The 24,016-nt window shown below is 30.2% G+C and carries 20 protein-coding genes, 1 pseudogene and 1 riboswitch; of the genes and pseudogenes, 8 read left to right on the top strand and 13 right to left on the bottom strand.

What is annotated here, in order from left to right:
- Positions 1-33: 33 nt before the first annotated feature.
- Entirely contained in the window at positions 34-1,455 is a 1,422-nt protein-coding gene (locus tag KPL37_RS06745) for a transposase (protein WP_216147004.1), read from the bottom strand.
- Between the two features lie 164 nt (positions 1,456-1,619).
- Here KPL37_RS06745 and KPL37_RS06740 point away from each other — a divergent pair, with 164 nt between their 5' ends.
- Positions 1,620-3,965 carry a diguanylate cyclase gene (locus KPL37_RS06740; RefSeq protein ID WP_216147002.1) on the top strand — a complete coding sequence of 782 codons (2,346 nt, stop codon included), beginning with the start codon at positions 1,620-1,622 and terminating at the stop codon, positions 3,963-3,965.
- Between the two features lie 126 nt (positions 3,966-4,091).
- On the opposite strand, the gene KPL37_RS06735 is transcribed toward KPL37_RS06740, so the two are convergent.
- Entirely contained in the window at positions 4,092-4,727 is a 636-nt protein-coding gene (locus KPL37_RS06735) for a flavodoxin family protein (protein ID WP_216147000.1), read from the bottom strand.
- A 272-nt stretch (positions 4,728-4,999) separates the two neighbouring features.
- On the opposite strand from KPL37_RS06735, the gene KPL37_RS06730 reads away from it, so the two are divergent.
- Positions 5,000-5,332, top strand: a complete 333-nt coding sequence (locus KPL37_RS06730; RefSeq protein WP_216146998.1) for a winged helix-turn-helix transcriptional regulator — start codon at positions 5,000-5,002, stop codon at positions 5,330-5,332.
- A gap of 78 nt (positions 5,333-5,410) precedes the next feature.
- On the opposite strand, the gene KPL37_RS06725 is transcribed toward KPL37_RS06730, so the two are convergent.
- The 4 genes and pseudogenes from KPL37_RS06725 to KPL37_RS06710 all read right to left on the bottom strand — a co-directional run bounded on the left by KPL37_RS06725 (position 5,411) and on the right by KPL37_RS06710 (position 11,223).
- Positions 5,411-7,003: an ABC transporter permease/substrate-binding protein gene (locus KPL37_RS06725; protein WP_216146996.1), complete on the bottom strand. Its 1,593-nt coding sequence runs from the start codon at positions 7,001-7,003 to the stop codon at positions 5,411-5,413.
- Positions 7,003-8,130, bottom strand: coding sequence for an ABC transporter ATP-binding protein (locus tag KPL37_RS06720; protein ID WP_216146994.1), 1,128 nt, complete (start codon positions 8,128-8,130; stop codon positions 7,003-7,005). The genes KPL37_RS06725 and KPL37_RS06720 overlap by 1 nt, the downstream gene beginning before the upstream one ends.
- A gap of 373 nt (positions 8,131-8,503) precedes the next feature.
- Positions 8,504-10,096 (bottom strand): ABC transporter permease/substrate-binding protein, encoded by a 1,593-nt coding sequence (locus KPL37_RS06715; protein ID WP_216146992.1) that lies wholly within the window; start codon positions 10,094-10,096, stop codon positions 8,504-8,506.
- Positions 10,096-11,223 (bottom strand): annotated as a pseudogene (locus KPL37_RS06710) (ABC transporter ATP-binding protein). Before KPL37_RS06710 ends, KPL37_RS06715 begins: the two are co-directional and overlap by 1 nt.
- Positions 11,224-11,586: 363 nt before the next feature.
- Between KPL37_RS06710 and KPL37_RS06705 the strand changes: the two are divergent.
- Positions 11,587-12,042 (top strand): DUF441 domain-containing protein, encoded by a 456-nt coding sequence (locus KPL37_RS06705; RefSeq protein ID WP_216146990.1) that lies wholly within the window; start codon positions 11,587-11,589, stop codon positions 12,040-12,042.
- 24 nt (positions 12,043-12,066) lie between these two features.
- Here KPL37_RS06705 and cmk read toward each other — a convergent pair whose 3' ends face one another.
- Positions 12,067-12,624 carry a (d)CMP kinase gene (gene cmk / locus KPL37_RS06700; protein WP_216146988.1) on the bottom strand — a complete coding sequence of 186 codons (558 nt, stop codon included), beginning with the start codon at positions 12,622-12,624 and terminating at the stop codon, positions 12,067-12,069.
- 211 nt (positions 12,625-12,835) lie between these two features.
- Here cmk and KPL37_RS06695 point away from each other — a divergent pair, with 211 nt between their 5' ends.
- Entirely contained in the window at positions 12,836-14,659 is a 1,824-nt protein-coding gene (locus tag KPL37_RS06695; protein WP_216146986.1) for a MutS family DNA mismatch repair protein, read from the top strand.
- Positions 14,660-14,780: 121 nt separating this feature from the next.
- Here KPL37_RS06695 and KPL37_RS06690 read toward each other — a convergent pair whose 3' ends face one another.
- Positions 14,781-15,455 (bottom strand): hypothetical protein, encoded by a 675-nt coding sequence (locus KPL37_RS06690; RefSeq protein ID WP_216146984.1) that lies wholly within the window; start codon positions 15,453-15,455, stop codon positions 14,781-14,783.
- 251 nt (positions 15,456-15,706) lie between these two features.
- Here KPL37_RS06690 and KPL37_RS06685 point away from each other — a divergent pair, with 251 nt between their 5' ends.
- Positions 15,707-15,850, top strand: coding sequence for a hypothetical protein (locus KPL37_RS06685; protein WP_216146982.1), 144 nt, complete (start codon positions 15,707-15,709; stop codon positions 15,848-15,850).
- A gap of 105 nt (positions 15,851-15,955) precedes the next feature.
- Here the strand turns inward: KPL37_RS06685 and KPL37_RS06680 are convergent, their stop codons facing one another.
- From KPL37_RS06680 to galE, 4 genes are all read right to left on the bottom strand, one after another.
- Entirely contained in the window at positions 15,956-16,705 is a 750-nt protein-coding gene (locus KPL37_RS06680) for an NADPH-dependent oxidoreductase (protein ID WP_216146980.1), read from the bottom strand.
- A gap of 267 nt (positions 16,706-16,972) precedes the next feature.
- On the bottom strand, positions 16,973-17,236 hold the full coding sequence (locus tag KPL37_RS06675) for a hypothetical protein (RefSeq protein ID WP_216146978.1): 264 nt from the start codon (positions 17,234-17,236) through the stop codon (positions 16,973-16,975).
- Positions 17,237-17,329: 93 nt separating this feature from the next.
- Complete coding sequence (gene sugE, locus KPL37_RS06670; protein WP_216146976.1) at positions 17,330-17,650, bottom strand: quaternary ammonium compound efflux SMR transporter SugE; 321 nt, start codon at positions 17,648-17,650, stop codon at positions 17,330-17,332.
- Between the two features lie 108 nt (positions 17,651-17,758).
- A riboswitch (guanidine-I (ykkC/yxkD leader) is annotated at positions 17,759-17,863 on the bottom strand.
- A gap of 360 nt (positions 17,864-18,223) precedes the next feature.
- A complete protein-coding gene (gene galE, locus KPL37_RS06665; RefSeq protein ID WP_216146974.1) occupies positions 18,224-19,210 on the bottom strand; it encodes a UDP-glucose 4-epimerase GalE in 987 nt (328 codons plus the stop codon).
- A 206-nt stretch (positions 19,211-19,416) separates the two neighbouring features.
- Here galE and mgtE point away from each other — a divergent pair, with 206 nt between their 5' ends.
- Complete coding sequence (mgtE, locus tag KPL37_RS06660; RefSeq protein ID WP_216146972.1) at positions 19,417-20,760, top strand: magnesium transporter; 1,344 nt, start codon at positions 19,417-19,419, stop codon at positions 20,758-20,760.
- Between the two features lie 154 nt (positions 20,761-20,914).
- Here the strand turns inward: mgtE and KPL37_RS06655 are convergent, their stop codons facing one another.
- Positions 20,915-21,658 (bottom strand): hypothetical protein, encoded by a 744-nt coding sequence (locus KPL37_RS06655; RefSeq protein WP_216146970.1) that lies wholly within the window; start codon positions 21,656-21,658, stop codon positions 20,915-20,917.
- A gap of 259 nt (positions 21,659-21,917) precedes the next feature.
- On the opposite strand from KPL37_RS06655, the gene KPL37_RS06650 reads away from it, so the two are divergent.
- Complete coding sequence (locus KPL37_RS06650; protein ID WP_216146968.1) at positions 21,918-23,054, top strand: SLC13 family permease; 1,137 nt, start codon at positions 21,918-21,920, stop codon at positions 23,052-23,054.
- Positions 23,055-23,201: 147 nt separating this feature from the next.
- A complete protein-coding gene (locus tag KPL37_RS06645) occupies positions 23,202-23,828 on the top strand; it encodes a GntR family transcriptional regulator (RefSeq protein ID WP_216147051.1) in 627 nt (208 codons plus the stop codon).
- The last annotated feature ends 188 nt before the right edge of the window (positions 23,829-24,016 follow it).

Here is a 24,016-nt window from a genome sequence, read left to right as displayed (position 1 = left end):
CTTAATAAGCCTTACTTTAACTAGAAAAAATAACTATGCTATTAAAGATTTTACAGATAAAAGGTGAGTTTTTTTATCAAGTTTATCAGCAATTAAAATTACAATTTGTTGCGTTATTGCAGCGAGAATTACTTCAACCTTAAGAGAAACAGTATTTCTTAGCTTTGTATATCCAAGACACATAGGGAATTTGACCATGAAGTTTGTTCTTTCAATTATGGTTCTTATTTTATAAAGATGAATCCATTTATCCGATCCTCTTGGAATAATAGTATTTAGTCTGTAATTATCATTAACAGTAGTGTGATGCATTCTACCACAAGGCGAAGTAGTGCAAGGATTTTCACAGGATAGAATATACGTTGTTTTACCTTTCACAGCTGTTTTTTTGGATTTTGGACAGAGCCATTTTAGCCTTAATGGTCTTCCTTTTTCTTTTGAGGAACCGTCAAATTTCATATGTAAAGAATCATCTTTTGGGCAGGTAGGAATTCCATTGTCGCTGATTTTAGGTTTGCCTATATTCTTGGTTGCCCTTGGATTGAGTGGAATTATAGGGATAATATCATGATCTTTATACAGATATTTATAATTCTGAATGGCGTCAAAGCCAGCATCACCTAAAAAATATTTATATTTAAAATCAGGATGATAATTAAAGAAATTATTAAGGGCCGGGATAAGGCTCTTGGCATCGTAATTATCTTTATGTTCAGCTCCCGATTTAGCGTCAGCTAGAGTAATAGAATTATCACTGTTGTAGAAATCAATATGCCTTATGATACCAAGACCGTTGGTGACTAAAGCGACTTTTCTTGAGTAACAATAGTGACCATTAATATAAGATAGTTTAATGTCTTTATTAGAAAGAGATTCTTTAGGCATCTGAGAACAAGCGTAGCTATGAGCATTGAAATTAGGAATGTTCTTAGAAAACTTCCTAGTATTTCTCATGACTGAGTCAAAGGCTTTAGGGTTGTTTTCTTTAACATAACCCTCAATACCTGTAGTGTCAACTACAAGGATAGCGGCAAGATCGGGCCGCAGCCTACGGCATATAGGTTCAGTGATTGCAACCAGATTATTAAAAAACATAAGAAAATCATCCTCAAAGTCAATTTTTAGTCTTGAAAATTGGGATGCATTTGGTACTCTGGAAAAATCACATAATGTCTTAAGCTCAGAAGAAAGATTTAATACATTAATTAACAAAGATATATCGGCGATAGAGAGTATCATTTTTATAATTAAAGCCGTTATCATAGATGAAAGTTTGTAATTTCTAGGGTGACCAGTTGAAGAATAATAGTGATTAATGAAGCTTTGAGGAATTAATTCAGATAAGTTGATATATTGGTCAAAGAGTCGTATTAGTTTTGGTTTATCTTGATGAAAATACTCATCAAGATCTGTGTAAATATCAGTAAGTGATAATTGTTTTAAATTCGGTTGCATGGGATTTTCTAGTTTCTGTGAATTTAGTTGTGATGAATATAAATTCGACAAAAGGTGGGGGAATTCCTGTAAATATATGATTGTAAAGCCTTGAAGTCACTTGACTACAAGGTTATGCAATTAACTATACAGTAATATACTAAAGGGGGGGGGGCATATATATAATGCTAAAAAAAGAAAAATCATTGACTATTATTCTATCCTTTATTATTTTAGCAGCATTATTGTATGTCATTTTCTTTTTAAATAAATTTACTATACCTACCTCATCCTCAAATATTAATCCTAAAAATGGTGTGCTTAATCTTACGACTTGGGATTCTGATAAAGATGGGTATACTGACCTTTCCGGACAATGGAAATTTTACTGGAATCAACTATTAACACCAAAAGACTTCTCTACGACTTCTTACGCACCCACTTATATGGATATGCCAATAGCTTTAAATAAACATAATAAAAATTATGATGCTAATGGATATGCTACATATCGTTTAATTATAAATTTAAACTCAAAATATAAAAATACTCTTTTAGGTCTAAGTGTTCCCTCCATGTTATCCTCATATAAATTATGGGTAAATGGAAAGCTTCTTTCATCTAATGGTATTGTTGGAACTAGCATTTTATCATCCCCAAAATCTATGCCCACAACCAGTTATTTTATGAATAATAATAAGGTAATTAATCTCGTACTTCAAGTCTCAAATTATAACTTAAAAGCCGGCGGTACCAAAAGTCAAATCTATCTTGGAACGCAAAATCAAATAATGAACAATAGAGATGCTTCAATTGCACTTGATTTCTTATACTTCGGCATATTACTTATTGTTGGCTTATATTCCTTATGGTTATATATTTTTACGACAGAGGAAATCTCTAAGCTTTATTTTAGTTGCTTATGCATGACAATGTCCTTACGATCCTTAGTTATTGGAAACAAATATTTTTTATCTTTATATGCAAACATAAATTATACCCTGGAGTCTAAACTACAATTTTTAACTTTCTATCTTGCAGTTTATTTTATTATAAGCTTTATGTTTGTAACTTTTAAGGAAAGCTCTTCAAAAATCATAAACAAAATATGTAAGTCATTTTGTTTATTCTTTATAGCTGCTACTATTTTAAGTTCCTTACTATTTGCATCAAAGTTATTTTTAATATTTAAACTTTCTAGTATGTTATTCATTGTGTATGCTACTTATATTATATTCAAGGCATATAGAAACCAAAATCAAAAGTTCATAATTATAATAGTTGCTTTCTTTTCAACTATTATAATAAGCGTTATGTCTATGTTATATTCTATGGGTATAAATAATATCAATGATTACTCACTATTAGTATTTTTCATTTTTATACTTATAAATTCTTTTATACTAGCCATGAATCAATCTAAAGCGTATAAGAAAATCGAAAACTTATCTAAACAAAAGGAACAGTATTGTTTAAATGAAAAACTTCGTAAAGCTACTTTTTTACTGAATTCAACCTTAAATTTAGATGAAGTTTTAGAAAAACTACTCAAAAGCTTAAAACAAATAATTCCTTATGACAGTGCATCATTTTTTATGGAAGAGAATAACCAATTTAGCATTAGAGCAGGTTATGGCTTTAAAAATATGGATGTTCTATGCAAAATCCGTGTAAATAAAGACAAAGACCTACTATTTAAAGAAATATATGAAACATACACTACATTATTAGTTACTAATGTTAAAGAAGATAATCGTTTTAATCATTATATAAATCTAACAAATATTGAAAGTTGGCTAGGAGTACCTATAATTTTCAACAATAAAATTATTGGCATACTAACATTAGATTCAAATAAAAAGAATATTTATACTAAGGATCACTGTGACACAGCTTTATCCTTTGCCTTTAATGCAGGAGTTGCTGTGGAAAATGCTAAATTGCATTCTAAAACAAAACAGCTAGCATGCATTGATCCTCTAACAAGCTTATACAATAGGCGTAGTTTTTTTGAACTTGCTAATAAAAGCTTCGATAAAGCAAAATTATCAGTACAGCCTATTTCTTCCATTATGATTGACATCGACGATTTCAAAAAAATAAATGATAGCTTAGGCCATCATACTGGTGATCTAGTGTTAAAACGTCTTTCAAAAATTTGTTCACAGAATTTAGGTGAGAATAATATTTTAGGACGTTTTGGTGGTGAAGAATTTATTGTACTATTACCAGGTACCTCCTTTAAACAGGCTGAAATAGTTGGAGAACATCTGAGGTTAGCAATAGAAAATAATCCTTTAATCATTAGAAAATCCGATTTAATACCAATTACCTCAAGCCTTGGCGTTGCATCTATAACCCCTACTACCGAAGATCTAGAATATTTGTTTACATCAGCAGATAAAGCTATGTATCAAGCAAAAGCTATGGGTAAAAATAAAGTTATGTCAATAAATTTAGATCTGCGAATACAAAAAAAGCATGAAGAAATCCGTAATACTTTGCAGTCGAGCCCTAAACTTGAGATTTAATTAAGGAATTCTAATCCAAATCTCAATAGTTTCTTCACCTCTACTTGCAAATCATCACGGATAAATTTCATACTTCTTATATTAGCTTAAATGACTTTTGATCAGATTAATTACTAATTTTAGTCACTATCTTATAAAGTTCATAAATTTCTTTTCTTCAACTTTAGGTTCTTCTATCTTCTCTTTACCAGCCTCTACAAGTTTTAAAAGCCATGACATATTTTTTCCAAGGACTTTCATAATTTGCATTCCCTCTTCATCTTGAGCTGCTTCGCCTGGCGCAGTACCAAAAACTACATTCCAATAATTTGATGTAGGCATTACCATTTCAGAGTAATTAATATAATTATTTAATTGATCAAAAGTTGGAATACCACCTGCACGCCTTACTGCGACAACACTAGCTCCTACTTTATGTCTAAGCATGCCTCCATTTGAAGATGTTACAAGAAATGCACGATCTAAAAATGATTTCATAGTTCCAGCTATTGCTGAGTAATGTACTGGCGACCCTAAAATAATTCCGTCAGCCTCTTTCATCTTTTGAATCCATTCATTAACTTCATCATTTTTAATAACACACTTTTCATTCATGTTTCTACTACATCCACCACAAGCTAAACATCCACGTATTACCTTATTTCCTACATGAATAATCTCTACTTCTATATTTTCTTTTTTAAGCTCACTCGCTACAGCTTTTATAGCCTCATATGTATTTCCATTTTTATTAGGACTCCCGTTAAAAGCAAGTACTTTCATAATTTATACCTCCATATAATCTTCATTTATTTAAAACCTGTGTTCATTATAAAGCCTCATAATTTAACTTACAAGTACGCACTATTTAGTTAGGTAACTTACCTTTAGGTAAGATTCTTACGCCTTAGGTAAGATTTATCTCAATATCTGTATTTATTTAATGTTATGTACAAATTTGCTTATATTAAATAGCTCCTATATAATTAACTCTAATGTGTTATGGTTTTGCTCAATCATCCTAAATATAAAACTAATTAAAGGTAGGTACCCTAATGATATACAGTAAAGGTAAAGAATATATTTGTTTATTAGATTATGCAATGGATTTTATACGAGGAAAGTGGAGGGCAGTTTTATTATGCCATTTATATGATGAACCTAAAAGATTTTTAGAACTTCAGAGAATAACAACAGGTATAAGTCAAAAGGTATTAAATGAAAATCTTAAAGAATTAATAAATGATGAATTAGTAACCAAGAAAATATATGCACAGATTCCTCCTAAAGTTGAATATTACCTTACTGATCGAGGATACGCACTAACTAAAATTATTAAAGAAATTGAAACTTGGTCTATTAAACATTATTCTCACTTATTGGAATAATTGCTAATATTAAAATAGCCCATCCCTACATAAACTGTAGAAATGGACCATTTTAATTATACATTCCATAAACTGAAACTACTTAATCAATTTATTTTCTCTAAGGAAGTCTTCTGCGACCTTTTGTGGGTCCGCTGCTTGTTTATCAACCTTATAATTTAATTCTATCATTTTTTCCTCAGTAATTTTTCCACCTAATTTATTAATTAATCCTTTTAGTTGTGGATATTTCTGGAGAGTTTCAGTACTAACTATTGGTACACAATCATAATTTGGGAAGAAATGTTTATCATCTTCTAAAATCTTAAGTTTATAGGACTTTAATAATCCTTCTGTCGTAAAAGCATCTATAACATCTACTTTTTTATTCCCTATAGCTGTATACCTTAGCCCTCCATCTATTGAACTAAATTCTTTAAATTTAAAATTATATGCTTTGCTTATTCCTGAATAACCATCTGCTCTATTACAAAATTCTAATGTAGCACCTAGTTTAAGCTTATCTCCTACCTTTGCAAGGTCTGAAATGGTCTCTAATTTATACTTTTTTGCAGTATCTTGTCTTACTGATAATGTATAAGTATCATTAAAACCAAATGACTCAAGCCAAGTTATACCATAGTTTTCAGCATAATAATCACTTACAACTTTATATGCTTTAGCTGGATCATTAATTGGTGCTTGTTTCATAATCCCAACCAAACTCATCCCAGTATACTCAGGGTACATGTCTATTTTACCAGTTTTCAAAGCAGTATATGCGAGACCCGAACCGCCTAAATTCAACTTTTTTTCTACTTTAATCTCTGTGTTTTTTTCTATTAATGTTGCTAGCATATTACCTAATATAATTTGCTCTGAACTGTTGTAGCAACCTACCACAATTGTGTCAGTTTTTCTTGTAGCCATAAATATGCCACTACCTGCTAATATCACCACTAAACAACTAGCTATGATCTTTTGTATTTTGCTAAATTTATATTTTTTCTTCTTAGATAGTTTAATTGTACCATCTGCTTTTCTAATTCCTGGTGGTGTAACCCCTTTTTCAATTTTCTCTACAATAAAGTCCATTAATAGTGCGAGTAAACATGCAGGAATTGCTCCGGCTAGAATCATATTGTTATCTACAGTTTGTACACCTGAGAATACCATATATCCAAGTCCACCTGCACCTACAAATGCCGCAATTGTCATAAGTCCAACAGCTGTAACTGCTGATATTCTTATTCCGGTCATAATTATAGGAAACGCTAGTGGTAATTGAACTAACTTAAGTATTTGTTTGCTTGTCATTCCCATACCTTTAGATGACTCAATTACATCTGGATTTATATTCATAAGCCCAGTATATGTATTTTTTATAATAGGAAGTAATGAATATAAAAACACCATTAGTATCGCTGGTGCACTACCTATTCCCATTACTGGTATTAGAAATCCGAGTAATGCTAAACTAGGTACAGCTTGTATTAAATTGGCAAACCCTATAACTGGCCCTGCTAACTTCTTAACTCTAGCTATTAATATACCTAAAGGAATTCCAACAATTATAGCTATAACTACAGCAAATACTGTTAATTCAACATGCTGAATTGTTAAATCTATTATCTGTCCATGTGTTTGAAATACAAAATCTTTAAAACCAACTATTGAATGTATTATTCCCATTATTTATCATCCTCCTGGTCAATGTACTGATTGCTTAGAACAATTAACAAGCTACTCTCAGTAATTAGTCCAACTAACTTAGAACTATCATCTACAACTGGAACATATCCAATTTTAAGTTCATTCATTAGATTTAATATGTCTATTAAAGAATCCTCTAAATTAACGGTTTTAATTTTTGTTTCCATAATTGTATTTAATTTTAGCGAACCTGTGTAATTACGTATAATGTCCTTTATTGTAACAATTCCTTCTAGCTTATCTTCCTTATTAGTAACTAACAAACTATCTACTTTGTTTGCTTTCATAATTTCTAAAGCTTGTACTACCGTTCTGTTTCCACTAGTTGTAATTGGCTCTGTAATCATAATATCTTTTGCTTTTATAAATCCTGGTTGCTGCCATATTCTATTTTTACCTATAAACTCTTTAACAAAATCATTAGCTGGGTTATTTAAAATTTCTTCTGGTGTATCGAATTGAACAATATTTCCATCCTTCATAATACAAATTTTATCACCAAGTTTAAGTGCTTCATCCATATCGTGGGTTACAAAAATTATTGTCTTTTTAGACTCCTGCTGAAGATTATATAATTCATCTTGAAGTTGATTCCTAGTAATTGGGTCTAATGCACTAAAAGGCTCATCCATAAGGATTACATCTGGATTTGTTGCCCAAGCTCTTGCAACACCAATTCTTTGCTGCTGACCTCCACTTAATTCACATGGATATCTATCTACATACTCTTTTGGCTCCATTCCTACCATTTTTAAAAGTTCAGTCGTCCTTGCAAGTATCTTATCTTCTGGCCATTTTTCAAGCATTGGTATTATCCCAATATTCTCTCCAACTGTCATATGTGGTAAAAGTCCTGTTTGTTGTATGACATACCCCATATTTCGCCTAAGCTTAATTGTATCCTGTTTAAGTATATTTTTACCATCTAAGTTTATACTTCCTGATGTCGGTGCAATCAATCTATTAATCATTTTTAATGTTGTGGTTTTACCACAACCACTTTGTCCTACAATAACTATAAATTCTCCATTATTCACTGTAAAACTAATGTCGTTTATTACGGTTTTATTCTTAAAAACCTTCCGTATGTTCTTAAACTCTAACATATAACCTCTCCTCAATATAATAATACATTGTTAGCAAATTTACCTTAATTAGAGCTAACAACTTATATAATATCATAGGATTGTCTGTTTGCAAAACTCCATAAACTGTGAATAGATGTTACAGTCCTATCAATAATAGGGTATAGTCGATATATACATAAAAACGGTTCATATGCTACGTATTAGTGCGTTTATTGACTATATTGTGTTTTAATAGTCGATTTGTGTTTCTAAACGTATAATTTTCAACTTTAATTAACGATTACATAACAATATTATATAAAATGGATAATGAAATATAGTTAATATTAAAATAGCCCATTCCCACATAAACTGTAGAAATGGACCCTTTTATTTATTCCATAAAATAAAACTACTTAATTAATTTATTTTCTCTCAAAAAGTCTTCTGCTACTTTTTCTGGTTTTTGTCCAAGCTTATCGACTTTATAATTTAAATCTACCATCTTCTCATCGTTTATCTTGCCAGCTAATTCATTAACTAGAGGCTTAAGATCTGGATGTTTTTGCAGTGTTTTAGTACTAATTATAGGTACGGCATCATAAGGTGGAAAAAACTGTTTATCATCCTTTAAAACCTTAAGTTTAAATGCCTTTAAAAGTCCTTCTGTACTAAATGCATCTACAACATCTGATTTTTTATTGTTTAAAGACGTATACCTCAAACCACCCTCAACTGTACTAACGCTTTTAAAATTCAAATTATACATTTTATTTAAACCTAAATAACCATCTTCTCTATTACTAAACTCTAATGTACAACCAAGTTTAAGCTGGTTTCCTACCTTTGCTAAATCTGAAATGGTAGTTAGATTATATTTATCAGCAGTGTCTTGCCTTACAGCTACTGCATAACTATTATTAAATCCAAGTGGTTTAAGCCACGTTATACCATAGTTTTTAACATAATAATCACTTACAGTTTTATAAGCTTCATCTGGGTTGTTAATGAGTTTTGACTTCATAATATCGAGTAGTGCCGTTCCAGTATACTCAGGATAAATGTCTATTTTACCACTTTTTAATGCAGTAAATATTATTCCTGAACCTCCTAAATTGAACTTTCTTTCTACTTTAAGTTTGGTATTCTTTTCAATTAATGTTGCTAGCATACTTCCTAATATAGTCTGTTCGCTGCTGTTATAAGCACCTACAACAATTGTATCAGTTTTTCTTGTGGTCATAAATATGCCACCACCAATTAATACAACTACTAAACAACTAGCTATGATTTTTTGAATTTTACTAAACTTATATTTTTTCTTCTTAGACAATTTAATTGTACCATCTGCTTTTCTAATTCCCGGAGGTGTAACCCCTTCTTCTATTTTCTCTACAACCGAATCAATTAACAATGCAAGTATACATGCAGGAATTGCTCCACCTAGAATCATATTATTATCTACAGTTTGTACACCTGAGAATACCATATATCCAAGTCCACCTGCACCTACAAATGCTGCAATTGTCATAAGTCCAACAGCAGTAACTGCTGATATTCTTATACCAGACATAATTATAGGTAATGCAAGTGGTAATTGAACTAACCTAAGTACCTGTTTACTTGTCATTCCCATACCTTTAGATGATTCAATTACATCTGGATTTATATTAATAAGCCCAGTATATGTATTCTTTATAATAGGAAGTAATGAATATAAAAATACCATTAGTATCGCTGGTGCACTCCCTATTCCCATTACTGGTATTAAAAATCCAAGTAGTGCTAAACTAGGTACAGCTTGTATCAAATTAGCAAAACCTATAACCGGACCTGATAATTTTTTAACTCTAGTTATTAATATACCTAAAGGGACTCCAACAATTATAGCTATAACTACAGCAAATACTGTTAATTCAACATGCTGAATTGTTAAATCTATTATCTGTCCATGACTTGAAATTACAAAATCTTTAAAACCAACTATCGAATGTATTATTCCCATTATTTCTCATCCTCCTGGTCAATATACTGATTGCTTAGAACAATTAACAAGCTACTCTCAGTAATAAGTCCAACTAATTTTGAACTCTCATCTACAACTGGAACATATCCAATTTTAAGTTCATTCATTAGATTTAATATATTCATTAACGAGTCATCTAACTTGACAGTTTTAATTTTTGTTTCCATAATAGTGTTTAATTTTAGCGAACCTGTATAATTACGTATAATGTCTTTTATTGTAACAATTCCTTCTAGCTTATCTTGTTTATTGATAACTAACAAACTATCTACTTTGTTTGCTTTCATAATTTCTAAAGCTTGTACTACTGTTCTGTTTCCACTAGTTGTAATTGGCTCTGTAATCATAATATCTTTTGCTTTTATAAATCCTGGTTGCTGCCATATTCTATTTTTACCTATAAACTCTTTAACAAAATCATTAGCTGGGTTATTTAAAATTTCTTCTGGTGTATCGAATTGAACAATATCTCCATCCTTCATAATACAAATTCTATCACCAAGTTTAAGTGCTTCATCCATAGCGTGGGTTACAAAAATTATTGTCTTTTTAGATTCCTGCTGAAGATTATATAATTCATCTTGAAGTTAATTTCTAGTAATTGGGTCTAATGCACTAAAAGGCTCATCCATAAGGATTACATCTGGATTTGTTGCCCAAGCTCTTGCAACACCAATTCTTTGCTGCTGACCACCACTTAGTTCACATGGATATCTGTCTTGATACTCTTTGGGACCCATTCCAACCATTTTTAAAAGTTCAATAGTCCTTGCTTGTATCTTATCTTCTGGCCATTTTTCAAGCATTGGTATTATCCCAATATTCTCGCCAACCGTCATATGTGGTAAAAGTCCTGTTTGCTGTATGACATATCCCATATTTCGTCTAAGCTTAATTGTATCTTGCTTAAGTATATTTTTTCCATCTAAATTTATGCTTCCTGATGTGGGTGAAATTAATCTGTTAATCATTTTTAATGTTGTAGTTTTACCACAACCACTTTGTCCTACAATAACTATAAATTCTCCCTTATTCACTGTAAAACTAATGTCATTAATTACGGTTTTATTCTTAAAAACCTTCCGTATGTTCTTAAACTCTAACATATAACCTCTCCTCAATATAATAATGCATAGTTAGATAATTCTTATTAATTATTACTAACAACTTATATGTTATCATAGGTCTGCCTGTTTGGAAAACTCCATAAACTTTGAATAAATGTTACATTTATATCAATATTAGGACATGACTGATATATAGATAAAAACGTCACATATGCTACATATTAGTGTGATTATTGGCTATATGGTGTTTTATTAGTCGATTTATGTTTTTAGGTGTCTAAATTTAAAATTTTATTATAGAAACAATACCATATAAACCGAATAATATATTATAGATGGATATTTTTATTTATTACTTAAAGAAATTAATTTTAAGAAATATTTTAAAGGAGATGACTTGTTTTGAATCCAACCATTATTCTATTGCTGATTCTTGCTGCCTCGATATTGGGAAAAGCAAATTCAGTTGCCATTGCAACCTGTGCTTTACTTATGGCAAAACTTTTAGGCTTAGATAAATATGTTTATCCACCTCTTCAAAAGAACGGAATGACATGGGGACTAATACTTCTTATAGCTGCCATTATGATACCTATAGCTAACGGTACTATAACATTCGTAAACATAAAAAGTGTATTTACATCCTGGATAGGCTTAACAGCCTTAGTTCTTTCTTTTTTAACAACATATTTAAGCGGACAAGGTTTAAACTATCTTACTGTTCAGGGACATAGTGATATAATGCCTGCCATGATAGTCGGAGCAGTAGCCGCTGCATCATTTTTAGGCGGAGTGCCTGTAGGACCACTTATTACCTCTGGAATACTAGCGGTGTTTGTAAAGGTTATCAATAAATGAATAAAAAGTAATACACGCATTTATTTAAATACATGTATTACTTTTATTACTGCATTCTTGCAACTTCTTTATAGTTTTTTTAATTACTTCATCCATAGTCATATGGGTAGTATCAATAACCAAATCATAATTACTATCATTATCTATATCAATGTTATACATTTCATTAAACCTTTTTACTTCAAGTCTTCTTCTTCCAATTATTTTCTCCTTGGCCTCTTGCACACAAGTATAATTCTCGGACTTTCCTCTTTTGCATATCATAGCCCGTTCTACTGCAATATCTATATCTACTTTAAAATAAATCTTAAAAGAGTTTGGTATAAAATGCCAGGCAAGTCTGGCATCAAAGATAAAATTTTCATTCTCTGTCCCAACTGCTACGGTCCTATTGTCAACCTCATGATCTAAATTGTTGTTGAACACATAATCATTGTATTCCATAATAGTCATACCTTTTTCTACCGCAAGCTTTCTTTGTAATTCACCTACACTAAAATAGGTATAATCCATCACCTCACATACACCCTTAGCTACACTGCTCTTTCCAGAATATAAGTCCCCTGTTATAGTTATTTTCAATAATACATCATCTCCTATACTTAAGAAAGATTAAGACAAACAATTTATTTTTTAACTTATTGGCTATACTTATATATTACCACAATTACTATATGCAAAAGTCCAAATCAAACAATTCTATTTTACAATATTATACTTTTATAGAAAATTGCGGTCTAAGCCTTTAATATGTTATTATGTATTTACTAAAGAAAACATCTAGGAGGTCATTATGGAAAGAAAAACCATATCTTACTCAAATCGAAAGAAACATTACGAAAATTTATTAAAAAAGCAAAATCAAACTATAAGTTTTATTAGCTTATTGAGATTAATAATCTTTGTAGCCGGATTAGGTTTTACAATTTTCTTCTATCTGCAAACTACTTATTATTTAAGTGTTATCGTATTAATTACAACACTTATTACCTTCATATCATTTGCAATAAAGCACAAAAAAATAAAGTATAATAAAATTCGCTGTACTATTTTATGTGAAATTAATGAAAATTGCCTAAAACGTCTCGATAACAATTGGAAGGGTTTTTGTGATAGTGGTGAGGACTTCGTTGATGAAACTCACAGCTATTCAAGAGACCTAGATATATTTGGTGATAACTCTCTTTTTCAATGGATAAACACCTGCATTACTTACCTAGGACGTCAAAAGCTTAAGGAAACTCTCCAAAAACCTAAGTATAATATTGAAGACATACATAAAAGACAGAATGCTATAAAAGAACTTGCAAGAAATATTGGATGGACACAAAGATTTGAAGCAGAAGCAATACTTAGCGAAAATAAAAATCATGACCCAGAAGAATTATTTAAATGGGCAGAAGATAAAAATGATTTTTTTCTAAAACCCATAGTAATAGCTGTAATAAGACTATTGCCGATAATTACTTTGTCTCTTCTACTTTCATCTTTTATTTTATCGATAATATCATATAGAATATTTATGTTAGCAATCGTCCTTCAGATAATATTGCTTTTAGTTGGATATAAAGAAGTAAGTAGAAATTTGGACACCGTATATCAATACAAAGATTCTATTCTTATATATAATAGGCTACTTAAGCACATAGAAAAAAAGAAGTTCACCTCAGAGTACTTAATAAAATTAAAAGAAAAGCTTGTAAATAAAGATGGAATGAAAGCTTCCACTCAAATTAAAAAATTGGTAAATCTAGTAACCGTAATATCTGATAGAAAAAACATTTACTATTTCCCTATAAATATACTTACCCTATGGGATTACCAATGTTTAATCAATCTACAACAATTTAAAAAAGCTAGTGCATCCTCTCTAAAAACATGGCTTGAAGTTATTGGTGAAATGGAAGCCTTAAATAGTTTATCAACCATCGCCTTCGAACACAGTGATTGGGCTATGCCAAAATTCCAAGATAGCCCACCTATATTTGATGCTAAAAAAATCGGTCATCCATTACTTGGAGATAAGAGAATATACAATGATATTCACATAGACAAGTCGAAAAATATTATTTTAATAACAGGCTCCAACATGTCAGGTAAAAGCACATTACTTAGGACAACAGGCATTAATTTAGTTTTAGCCTATACCGGTGCTCCTGTATGCTGTGAAAGTTTTATCTGCTCTATAATGGATATTTATACTTGCATGAGGACAAGTGATAATTTAGAAAAAAATATTTCTTCCTTCTATGCAGAACTTTTAAGAATAAAAAAACTTGTAACTGCAACTGAGGATAAGACCCCCATTTTTTTCTTATTGGATGAAATCTTTAAAGGGACTAATTCTATTGATAGACATACTGGTGCTAAAGTTTTAGTTTCAAAACTAAGTAATGAGAATGCTTTAGGTTTTGTATCTACCCACGACCTAGAACTTGGTGACATAGAGAATACAAACAAAAAAGTTAGAAATTATCACCTTCGTGAATATTATAAAGATGATAAATTATACTTTGACTATAAATTACGAACCGGTGTTTCTACAACTAGAAATGCATTATACTTAATGAAAATGGCAGGACTTGAAATTCCTAGCGATATTGAACTTCCTAAGTAAATTCAAATTTTTTAAATAAATAAAGCTTTCCTAATAAAATTAAAATTATTTTTAAATTTAATTTTTTTAAAGAAAAGATATCCAATTACATTATATGTATTAGATACCTTTTCTTTATTTTTTATAATCCGAAAGATTTTTTTAATTGTGTTATACTATCTCCATCAATATTACTAAATATCGCCAATTTAATGTCACTCTTACTATCCGCATCCAGCTTACTATAAATAGATTTAACCTTAACCTTATCTGCCTTAAAGTCATAAGAAGGATTAGTTTCAAGTTTGCCCACAGTTGAAATCATTATGTCTAACATCTGTTTCTCATTTTTGGAATCGACTTGTAAATATGCGTTCTTTAACTCACCATGCACTTTTATTAGAGCAATGCGCTTATTAGCCGCCTGAACTTGAACATCCTTAGTATTTTCCTCCTTTTCCTTTGTAACATTTTTAGACTTTTCAACCTCACCTCTTATAATTTCTAATTCTTGCTTTTTATCACTATCAGATACTTTATCATCTTCTTTTTTAACATCATTATTTGTACTTTTAGGATATCTATTACTAACCTTATCTACATCTTTTTGAGTTACCTTAAGAACACCACTTTTTACCTGGGTATTTTTATTTTTATTTAAACCCTCTGTTGAATTCGGTTTTATAACAGTTACTTTACTATTACTTGATATAATCGATAAAAAGACAACAAATACCCCTAATAAAATAATCAATAAAGGTGATAATATCTTTTTCTTTTTTTGATTATATTTTTTTATCTTTTTATTTTTCGTCATATTTCCCCTTTTTCTGCTTAATATCAATATGTTATCATACTTATATTCATTTTACACTTTACACCAGATTGTTAACAAAAAATTTATCCATGTTACCATATAAAATTTTATACAATAAAATTACCACAACCATTTTTGATTAACAATTTATCCATGTATATATTTTAGCAATTTCCCTATGTTTCAATAGGTTTTTAATATTATTTTAGAGCAAAATAATAACATAGTAATAGAGAGAAAGGAGAAATGTTATGAAGATTAATTCGAGGTTAAAAAATTTTATTATATTAATTTCCATAATCGCTCTTTTTAAAGGTTACTTTTTATCTGATTATGCTACTAAAAATAAAGACTATAAAGATAGATATGGTATTTATTTAGTGTTAGCTAATTAATTTAATAAAATACAAAAAATTTAAAAAAATTGTATAACCTAACCTTAGGACATAATAATCCAGAGGGAGAGATTGTACAATTTTTTTAAAAATAAAATTTATATTTTATTTGTTACCATTAAATCCTTGTTTTTCAAGTGATGCTTTCACTTTTGGATAATAAAAAAACTTATATGTTCCTGATATATCTTGACTCCATGAATTATTAAGTCTACCATTTGTTACTTTTATCATGTGATCTTTAACTATTTTATCATATTTTTTGATTTTTGATTTTAACTCTAAAGAATCTTTATTATAAACTTCCTTATTATAAATCACATCTTTAGGAAACCTTGGTTTAACTTCTGACTTATCAGAAGGATGACCAATCACAAGCCCCACCATAGGATATACAAGCTCAGGTAATTCTAAAAGTTCAGCTACTGCCTGTGCCTCTTTTCTAATACCTCCAATTGGTACAATTCCAAGACCTAATGACTCTGCTGCAGCTATCGCATTACTAAGTGCCAATCCTACATCTACTGCACCTACTAATTTTGATTCCTCACTTTCAGTAATTACAAACTCTTCTCCATTAATTTCAGCCGCAAGCTTAGCTCTATAAAAATCTGCACAAAACACTAAGAAAACAGGTGCCTTATCTACATAAACTTGATTTCCCACAAGTTTTGATAACTTATTTTTTTTCTCTACATTTTGAACACCAATTATAGTAACTTGTTGACCATTAATTGAAGAAGGAGCAGCCTGACTAGCTCTTATTATAAGGTCTAAATCCGCCTCACTTACAGCATCAGATTTATAATCCCTAACTGATCTATGATCATTTAATAATTTAATTACTTCATTCATAATCCCATCTCCGTTTACTTATTGTTTGCTAATAATTCTTATTACTCACATGATACTCTCTATCATTTCCTTTGTCAATATTTAGTCTATGTTCGTTAATATCTTTTATAACTTATATTTAAAAAATGGTTTTCCTTGAGCCTTTGCTATTTTCTAACTTTTATATTATGCCCTCTGCTTATCATCTTAACTTATAAAAATAATTTAGCCTCAAAGTTAATGTAACACATCACATTATATTACATTAAAAATATATGAAAAAGTTTATTATTGCATTTTATTTCTTAATCCGTATATACTTGAGGTAAGGCCCATTGCAACAATAGTTAATCCTATTATATTAAAGTAAAAGGTCTCATTAGACGAAAACCCACCCCCACCAAATGCTATGATTGATACTCCAACAATAGTAACTTCTATACCTATTAACATTATTTGTATTGAAGTCTTATCCTTTGTATATGTATCTAGAATAACTATAGTTAAAAGTACTGGAACAAGAAAAATAACTATTAAAAATAAAGCTGACATAAAACACCCCTTTTACTTAAGCGAAACATTAGAATTTCTTAATGAGAATTCCAGTTTCAAACTCTCACTTCAAGGCACATAGGAGGAATCCCCTTAACTAGGTGACACCAATTTTAATCCTACAATTCCTATTATTATAAATCCAATACAACCTAGCCTCATTGCATTTACTGGTTCTTTGAATAAGACTATCCCTAAAATCACAGTACCAACTGTACCAATTCCTGTCCAAATTGCATATGCATTTCCTATTGGAAGACTTTTTAATGATAAAGACAGAAAATAGAAACTTGCTATCATTCCCAATATGGTAAATACACTCGGTACAAGCTTTGTGAATCCTTGTGAATATTTAAGGCCTATAGCCCAACCCATTTCAAAAAATCCTGCTATAACTAAAAACACCCATTGCATAATTCTCACTCTCCTCTTTTAATATAAAATTTTTAATTATTTATTACTACTTAACAAACTTACCATTAACAGTAAAAAAAATAAAAACCAAAGATGATATTGTAGAATATCTCCCAGGCTTTTATCCTTCCGTGAACACAATTAAACTGTGCGTTTTATCTTGGACCAGCCCAGTTACAAAGTCAACACTGCGGAACCCTATAAAACTTTTATTTATATGAGTTTTAAAAACTCTTTTTTTTACCAATTACATTTTCATTAATCGTTTAGCATATAACAATGCGGCAGCCTAGACTTATCTTAATATGAATATATAATAGTATGAATTTTCTCCGGAATTGACTTGAAAGGAGAGGTGAAGAAACAATTGAAATTTTATTTAGAAATTCTTGTTTTGTCAATATTAATTCTTGTAAACGTGCCAGGACGGCAGGTTAGCGAACCCGAGACAGGACGTCGAGTGTGAGCGATAAAGAATTTAATATTCACAAAACATTAGAATTTCTTAATAAAATTTCATGTTTCAAACTCTCCTTTCAAGTCACCCAGGAGAAATTTCATAAGGATACCTTCTTATTTAATGTATCCTTGTGGATGACCTTTATGCCAATTCCATGCAGTTTCTATAATAGTTTCAAGAGAAGCATATTTAGGTTCCCATCCGAGAACTTCTTTAGCCTTATCACTAGAAGCTATAAGTACTGCTGGATCTCCTGCACGTCTAGGTGCCATTTCAGCCTTTATGTTAATTCCAGTAACTTTTCTTGTTGCTTCAATAACCTGCGCAACAGAAAATCCTTTTCCATTTCCAAGATTACAAGTTATACTATCTTCTCCTCGTCTAAGTCTCTTTACTGCAAGTAAATGAGCACTAGCAAGGTCCGTTACATGAACATAATCTCTAACACAAGTACCATCTTCTGTTTTGTAATCATCACCAAATATCATAATTTTCTCTCTTTGTCCAAGTGCTACCTGAAGAATAATAGGTATTAAATGAGATTCTGGTCTATGATCTTCTCCTATTTTTGAGCTTACATGTGCACCTGCTGCATTGAAATATCTTAATGCAGTATATTTTATGCCATAAGCATTATCACACCATTTTAATATTTTCTCAACGCATAGCTTTGATTCTCCATAAGGATTAGTAGGAAAAGTTTTGTCACTTTCAAGTATAGGAATATTATCTGGTTCGCCATAAGTTGCTGCAGTTGATGAGAACACTATGTATTTAACCTTATGGTCTCTCATAGCCTTAAGTAAATTAACTGTAGAACCAATATTATTTTCAAAATACTTTAAAGGTTCTACAACACTCTCACCTACCAATGAATCTGCTGCAAAATCTATAACTGCATCTATAGTATTCTCAGTGAAAACTTTGCTTAGTATAACATCATCTCTTAAATCACCACAGTATAGCTTTCCACCCATTAATGCATCATGATGTCCCTTTTGAAAATTATCTAAAACAACTACCTCTTCACCTTTTTCTAAAAGTTCAGCCACCATATGACTTCCAATATAACCTGCTCCACCACATACCAAAATTGCCATTAACTAAATTCTCCTCTCATAAAGCCTTTTATTTAATATATAATCATTTTACCACATTTTTTCCATTAGTCATAAACTTGTTATTAGGTTAAATTATTTCTATAAGGTTGACACTACAACCCCTCGTGGAATATAATAAATTATCTTAATTACTTAAGCTTTTTAGTATTGTGCTAAAAAGCTATTTTTATGGGAGTTGTTATAACATGTCACATAAACTAAACGAAATAGAACTAACTGAATTTTTATTAACTGAGTCTATAGATGAAGTAAATAAACTTATTCAATTTATTCATCCTGCTGATATTTTAATAGCTATTAGGCAATACGAAGGAGTTAAGTTAGATTTATTTAAAAAACTATCTCCAAATATCATTGCAGATATTATTGATGATGCGGATGATGATGAGAAATATGACCTCCTATCAATTCATGAAGATGTCATGCAAAAGAAAATTATACATGAAATGTCCTCAGATGAATTGGTTGATTTGTTAGAAGCAGTAACAGAAGATGAAGCTAAAAACATAATGATAAAGCTGGATAAAGAAGATGTTGCTGAAGTAACCGAATTATTAACCTACCCTCCAGATAGTGCAGGTGGAATAATGGCAAAGGAATTTGTCAGTATAAAAGAAAATATGACTATCGGTGAGACTCTGCATTACCTTCAGAAGGAAACACCTGATGTAGATAATGCCTATTACATATACGTTGTTGATGAAAATGCTCTTTTAAAAGGGGTTATATCCCTTCGAGATATCGTAATTAACAGCTTTAATGTAAAAATATCTGATATTATGAATGATAATGCCATGAGCATACCAGTTGATATGGATAAAGAAGAGGTTGGCCACATATTTGAGAAATATGGTTATCTAACTATGCCAGTAGTAAATGAATTTATGCAGATTTTAGGAATAGTAACTTCAGATGATGTAATGGAAATTCTTAGCGATGAACATACTGAGGATTTATATCGTCTTGCAGGTATAAAAGAAGATGAAAAGGTTACTGGCTCACTTAAGTCTGCCGTGAAAAGTAGATTACCCTGGTTATTTGTAAATTTATTAACTGCAATCCTTGCAGCCGCAACCGTTAGCCTTTTTGAAGGAACCATACAAAAGGTCGTAGCCTTGGCCACCTTCATGCCAATAGTTGCAGGTATGGGAGGTAATGCAGGCACCCAAACTCTAACAATAATTATTCGTAGCATAGCACTTGGAGAAGTCACTGCCAAAAATTCCTTAAAAATATTATTGAAGGAATTTGGTGTAGGCCTATTTACAGGCATCGCCATGGGTATTGCTGTAGCATTCTTAGGTTACCTATGGGAAAAGAATATTGTTTTTGGAGTAGTTATTGGTCTTTCTATGGTACTAAACATGGTAGCTGCAACCATATCTGGTTTTGCAGTTCCAGTTATACTTAGGAAACTCAATATTGATCCAGCACTTGCCTCTGCTGTATTTGTTACTACAGTAACAGACGTTTTAGGATTCTTTTTCTTCCTAGGACTTGCAACACTATTTTTGCCTTACTTAATATAAAAAACAAATAACAAGTCTATTTTGACTTGTTATTTGTTTTTCTGCCACTAAATACATTATCATCTTTCTACAGAAGTTACTTGAAAGGAGCGGTGCAAAAACAATTGAAATCTCCTTTCAAGTCGCGCAGGAGAAAGATGATTTTGATGCACTTTTATTTGTGATGATGTCCATGACCATGTTGCGGCAATACCTGTTGTATTTTAGCTTCTTGATCTTTTGTTATAGTACCATTGTCAACAAGTGCCTTCATAGAATTAACCTTAGTACCGTCCATTTTTTTCACGTATTCTTGTTTTTCTTTTTCACTCATATTTTGCATTTTTTTGTAGTTTTCTTTTCCCTGTGTTTGCCTTGTCATTATAATAGCTTGAACTTTATTACTTTGCTCAGTTGTTATTACTTTATCATCTACAAGACCCTGTAACCCAGTCCTTATTTCGGCAGTTTTTATTTCTGTCCTTTTAACATACATTTTTTCACGAAGAACTTCTGCTTTTCCCTTAGTTAGAATACCTTCTGTTACTAAATCATTAAATAGTCCACCTTTTTCACCATCACATTTCTCTTTTTTGCCTTCCTTATTTTTCTTGTGATTCATTTGATTTTCATCAGATTTTACCTTAACATATTCCAATACCTTGTCTCCTTCAGCTTTAGTAATAATATTAGAGTTTTCACTCTCCCTAACTACAATTTGAAGTGTTGCTTCCATCTTTGCCCTATGTTCTTTAGCGGCTTTTTTGTTACTTTCAGAATGTTTGAAATTTATACTTGTAGCACCTTTTGCATTTTCGCTGTTGTTACCAGTTGCAAATGCAACACTTGTTCCAGAAAAGGCTATGCCTGCAGATAACAATCCACTTAATATTTTCATTTTTAAAGATATACTTTTCATTATTAAACCTCCTACAGTAAATTTTGTACCCAATTATTATTACTGTATTACGGTAATTATATTCACCATTACGAGAACTCTCGTTCCCCTGTTTTGTAAACTTTATAATAAATATTGAATATTATATGTTATTTTTAATATTATACCCCCGATAAAAAACAATAGATTATAAATCTATTAAATGCTATAATATTATAGTTTTATATATTATAATCGTAAATATTGTTTTATATATTAAATTCATGGCAGGTGATGAAATATGTTAACCAATAGTTCTCTTAATAATAACATTACACAAATATTAAGTATATTTAGAAAAGATTTAGTTTTTACACTAGCTTTAGGACTCTCTATTATAACATCATTCTTTTCCACTCCTAAAATAGAATACATCGATTTTAAGGTTCTATTTACATTATTTAATCTTATGCTCATTGTAAGTGCCTTTAAACATATGAAGGTGCTCGACAAACTAGCTGTAACTTTGCTTATTAAATACGATAGTTCTAAAAAAATCTCTTTTATTTTAATATACTTAACTTTTTTTAGTTCAATGCTCATAACCAATGATGTAGCTTTAATAACCTTTGTGCCCCTAGCCCTTATAATAAGTAAACGTGCTAATATCAGTCCTATAAAATTAGTTATATTTCAAACTTTAGCTGCCAATATTGGTAGTGGCCTTACCCCTATGGGTAATCCACAGAATTTATTTATTTTCTCCTATTATAGACTTACAGGTTTTGATTTTCTAGAAATAATGGTTCCCTTTACACTTTTAGGTATTGTTTGGCTTTTTATTTTAAATAACTTTGAAAAAAATAAAAAACTTACATTTAATTTAGATAACATAATTATTGAAAACAAAGTAAAAATGATGGTATTTTGTATCCTATTTATATTTATTATTTTATCTGTGTTTAATATAATAAATTATAAAGTAATCTTTATTATTACAATGCTTACAGTGCTTTTTTTAAATAAAAAGCTTTTGTTAAAAGTAGATTACATTTTGTTACTTACCTTTATATGCTTCTTTATATTTATTGGTAATTTATCAAGTTTACCTTTCATAAAATCGTTTGGGAGAAGTTTTCTACATAGCAAAACAACAACTTATTTTTCATCTATTATATTAAGTCAAGTTGTTAGTAACGTGCCTTGTTCAATACTACTTGCAAATTTCACTTCTAACTGGAGAGAACTTTTGCTTGGAGTAAATATAGGAGGACTTGGAACCCTGGTTGCTTCCTTAGCTAGTGTTATCTCATATAAACTTTACATAAAAAACCGAACTGCAAATGCTCAAAGTAGGTACCTTACCTTATTTACATTATATAATTTAATTAGCTTACTAGTATTCACATTTGTACTTTACTTTATTTTTATATTTTAAATAACATACAGTAGACAATATTAACATAATAATTTATACTTATTCTTATAAAAACAATAATATTTATATGAATTATTTGCTAAAAACTACATTATATGAGAGGAGGATTTATCGAAAGTTTAAATATTCCTTTTGATAAAATCAAAAATGCCAACTAACACTATTTTAAAACCAATTTATAAAAAAATAGCTATTGATATTACTAACAGAATATTATCTGGAGATTTTTGTATAGGAGATAAGTTATATGGTCGTTCTTCTCTTGCAAGTGAATATAACGTATCACCAGAAACTATAAGAAGATCTATAACTCTTCTAAGTGATATGGATATAGTTACCGTTACTAAAGGGAGTGGAATAGTCATAACCTCCGTAGATAATTGCCTAAAATTTATTGATAAATTTAAAGATATAGATTCAATAAGTTCTATTAAACAAAATATCTTTAACTTACTCGAAAAGAAAAAGGAGTTAGATAAAAGTATAAATTGTTCTATTGATGAACTAATAGATTATTCTAGTAGATTTAAAAATAGCAATCCATTTATTCCATACGAATTTGAGATACAACCTGAGATGGTTATAATAGATAAAACTATATCTGAAGCTAAATTTTGGCAAAGCACAGGTGCAACTATAATCGGTATCAGGCGTGATGATAAACTAATGCTTTCGCCAGGTCCACATTCTACATTTAAAGTTAAAGATGTCTTTATAGTAATTTGTGATGAAAGTAGTTATAATCGAATTAAAACTTTTCTTTATGGAAATTAAATAACATTTACCCCTATATCTCATTTTATATTAATGTGATGTAGGGGCTTTTTATATAATATGTTAAATGGTTTTTCATTAACAATAATCTACTTTTTTTCTAATATAGTAACAATTATCCATAAAAAGTGACAAATAAGTGCTATAATAAGTTTTATGCAAAGTAACAACCTAACTTTATATTTAAG

Origin of the sequence: Clostridium frigoris (assembly GCF_018861865.1) — a bacterium.
GTDB lineage: Bacteria > Bacillota > Clostridia > Clostridiales > Clostridiaceae > Clostridium_AD > Clostridium_AD frigoris.
Note: the sequence above shows the minus strand (reverse complement) of the source record. Positions and strands in the feature narration are given on the sequence as shown.

What these genes read in the sequence shown, in the direction of transcription:
- KPL37_RS06745 (WP_216147004.1), bottom strand. Translation starts at nt 1,455, where the DNA reads ATGCAACCGAATTTAAAACAATTATCACTTACTGATATTTACACAGAT.
- KPL37_RS06740 (WP_216147002.1), top strand. Translation starts at nt 1,620, where the DNA reads ATGCTAAAAAAAGAAAAATCATTGACTATTATTCTATCCTTTATTATT.
- KPL37_RS06735 (WP_216147000.1), bottom strand. Translation starts at nt 4,727, where the DNA reads ATGAAAGTACTTGCTTTTAACGGGAGTCCTAATAAAAATGGAAATACA.
- KPL37_RS06730 (WP_216146998.1), top strand. Translation starts at nt 5,000, where the DNA reads ATGATATACAGTAAAGGTAAAGAATATATTTGTTTATTAGATTATGCA.
- KPL37_RS06725 (WP_216146996.1), bottom strand. Translation starts at nt 7,003, where the DNA reads ATGGGAATAATACATTCAATAGTTGGTTTTAAAGATTTTGTATTTCAA.
- KPL37_RS06720 (WP_216146994.1), bottom strand. Translation starts at nt 8,130, where the DNA reads ATGTTAGAGTTTAAGAACATACGGAAGGTTTTTAAGAATAAAACCGTA.
- KPL37_RS06715 (WP_216146992.1), bottom strand. Translation starts at nt 10,096, where the DNA reads ATGGGAATAATACATTCGATAGTTGGTTTTAAAGATTTTGTAATTTCA.
- KPL37_RS06695 (WP_216146986.1), top strand. Translation starts at nt 12,836, where the DNA reads ATGGAAAGAAAAACCATATCTTACTCAAATCGAAAGAAACATTACGAA.
- KPL37_RS06690 (WP_216146984.1), bottom strand. Translation starts at nt 15,455, where the DNA reads ATGACGAAAAATAAAAAGATAAAAAAATATAATCAAAAAAAGAAAAAG.
- KPL37_RS06685 (WP_216146982.1), top strand. Translation starts at nt 15,707, where the DNA reads ATGAAGATTAATTCGAGGTTAAAAAATTTTATTATATTAATTTCCATA.
- KPL37_RS06680 (WP_216146980.1), bottom strand. Translation starts at nt 16,705, where the DNA reads ATGAATGAAGTAATTAAATTATTAAATGATCATAGATCAGTTAGGGAT.
- KPL37_RS06675 (WP_216146978.1), bottom strand. Translation starts at nt 17,236, where the DNA reads ATGTCAGCTTTATTTTTAATAGTTATTTTTCTTGTTCCAGTACTTTTA.
- sugE (WP_216146976.1), bottom strand. Translation starts at nt 17,650, where the DNA reads ATGCAATGGGTGTTTTTAGTTATAGCAGGATTTTTTGAAATGGGTTGG.
- galE (WP_216146974.1), bottom strand. Translation starts at nt 19,210, where the DNA reads ATGGCAATTTTGGTATGTGGTGGAGCAGGTTATATTGGAAGTCATATG.
- mgtE (WP_216146972.1), top strand. Translation starts at nt 19,417, where the DNA reads ATGTCACATAAACTAAACGAAATAGAACTAACTGAATTTTTATTAACT.
- KPL37_RS06655 (WP_216146970.1), bottom strand. Translation starts at nt 21,658, where the DNA reads ATGAAAAGTATATCTTTAAAAATGAAAATATTAAGTGGATTGTTATCT.
- KPL37_RS06650 (WP_216146968.1), top strand. Translation starts at nt 21,918, where the DNA reads ATGTTAACCAATAGTTCTCTTAATAATAACATTACACAAATATTAAGT.
- KPL37_RS06645 (WP_216147051.1), top strand. Translation starts at nt 23,202, where the DNA reads ATGCCAACTAACACTATTTTAAAACCAATTTATAAAAAAATAGCTATT.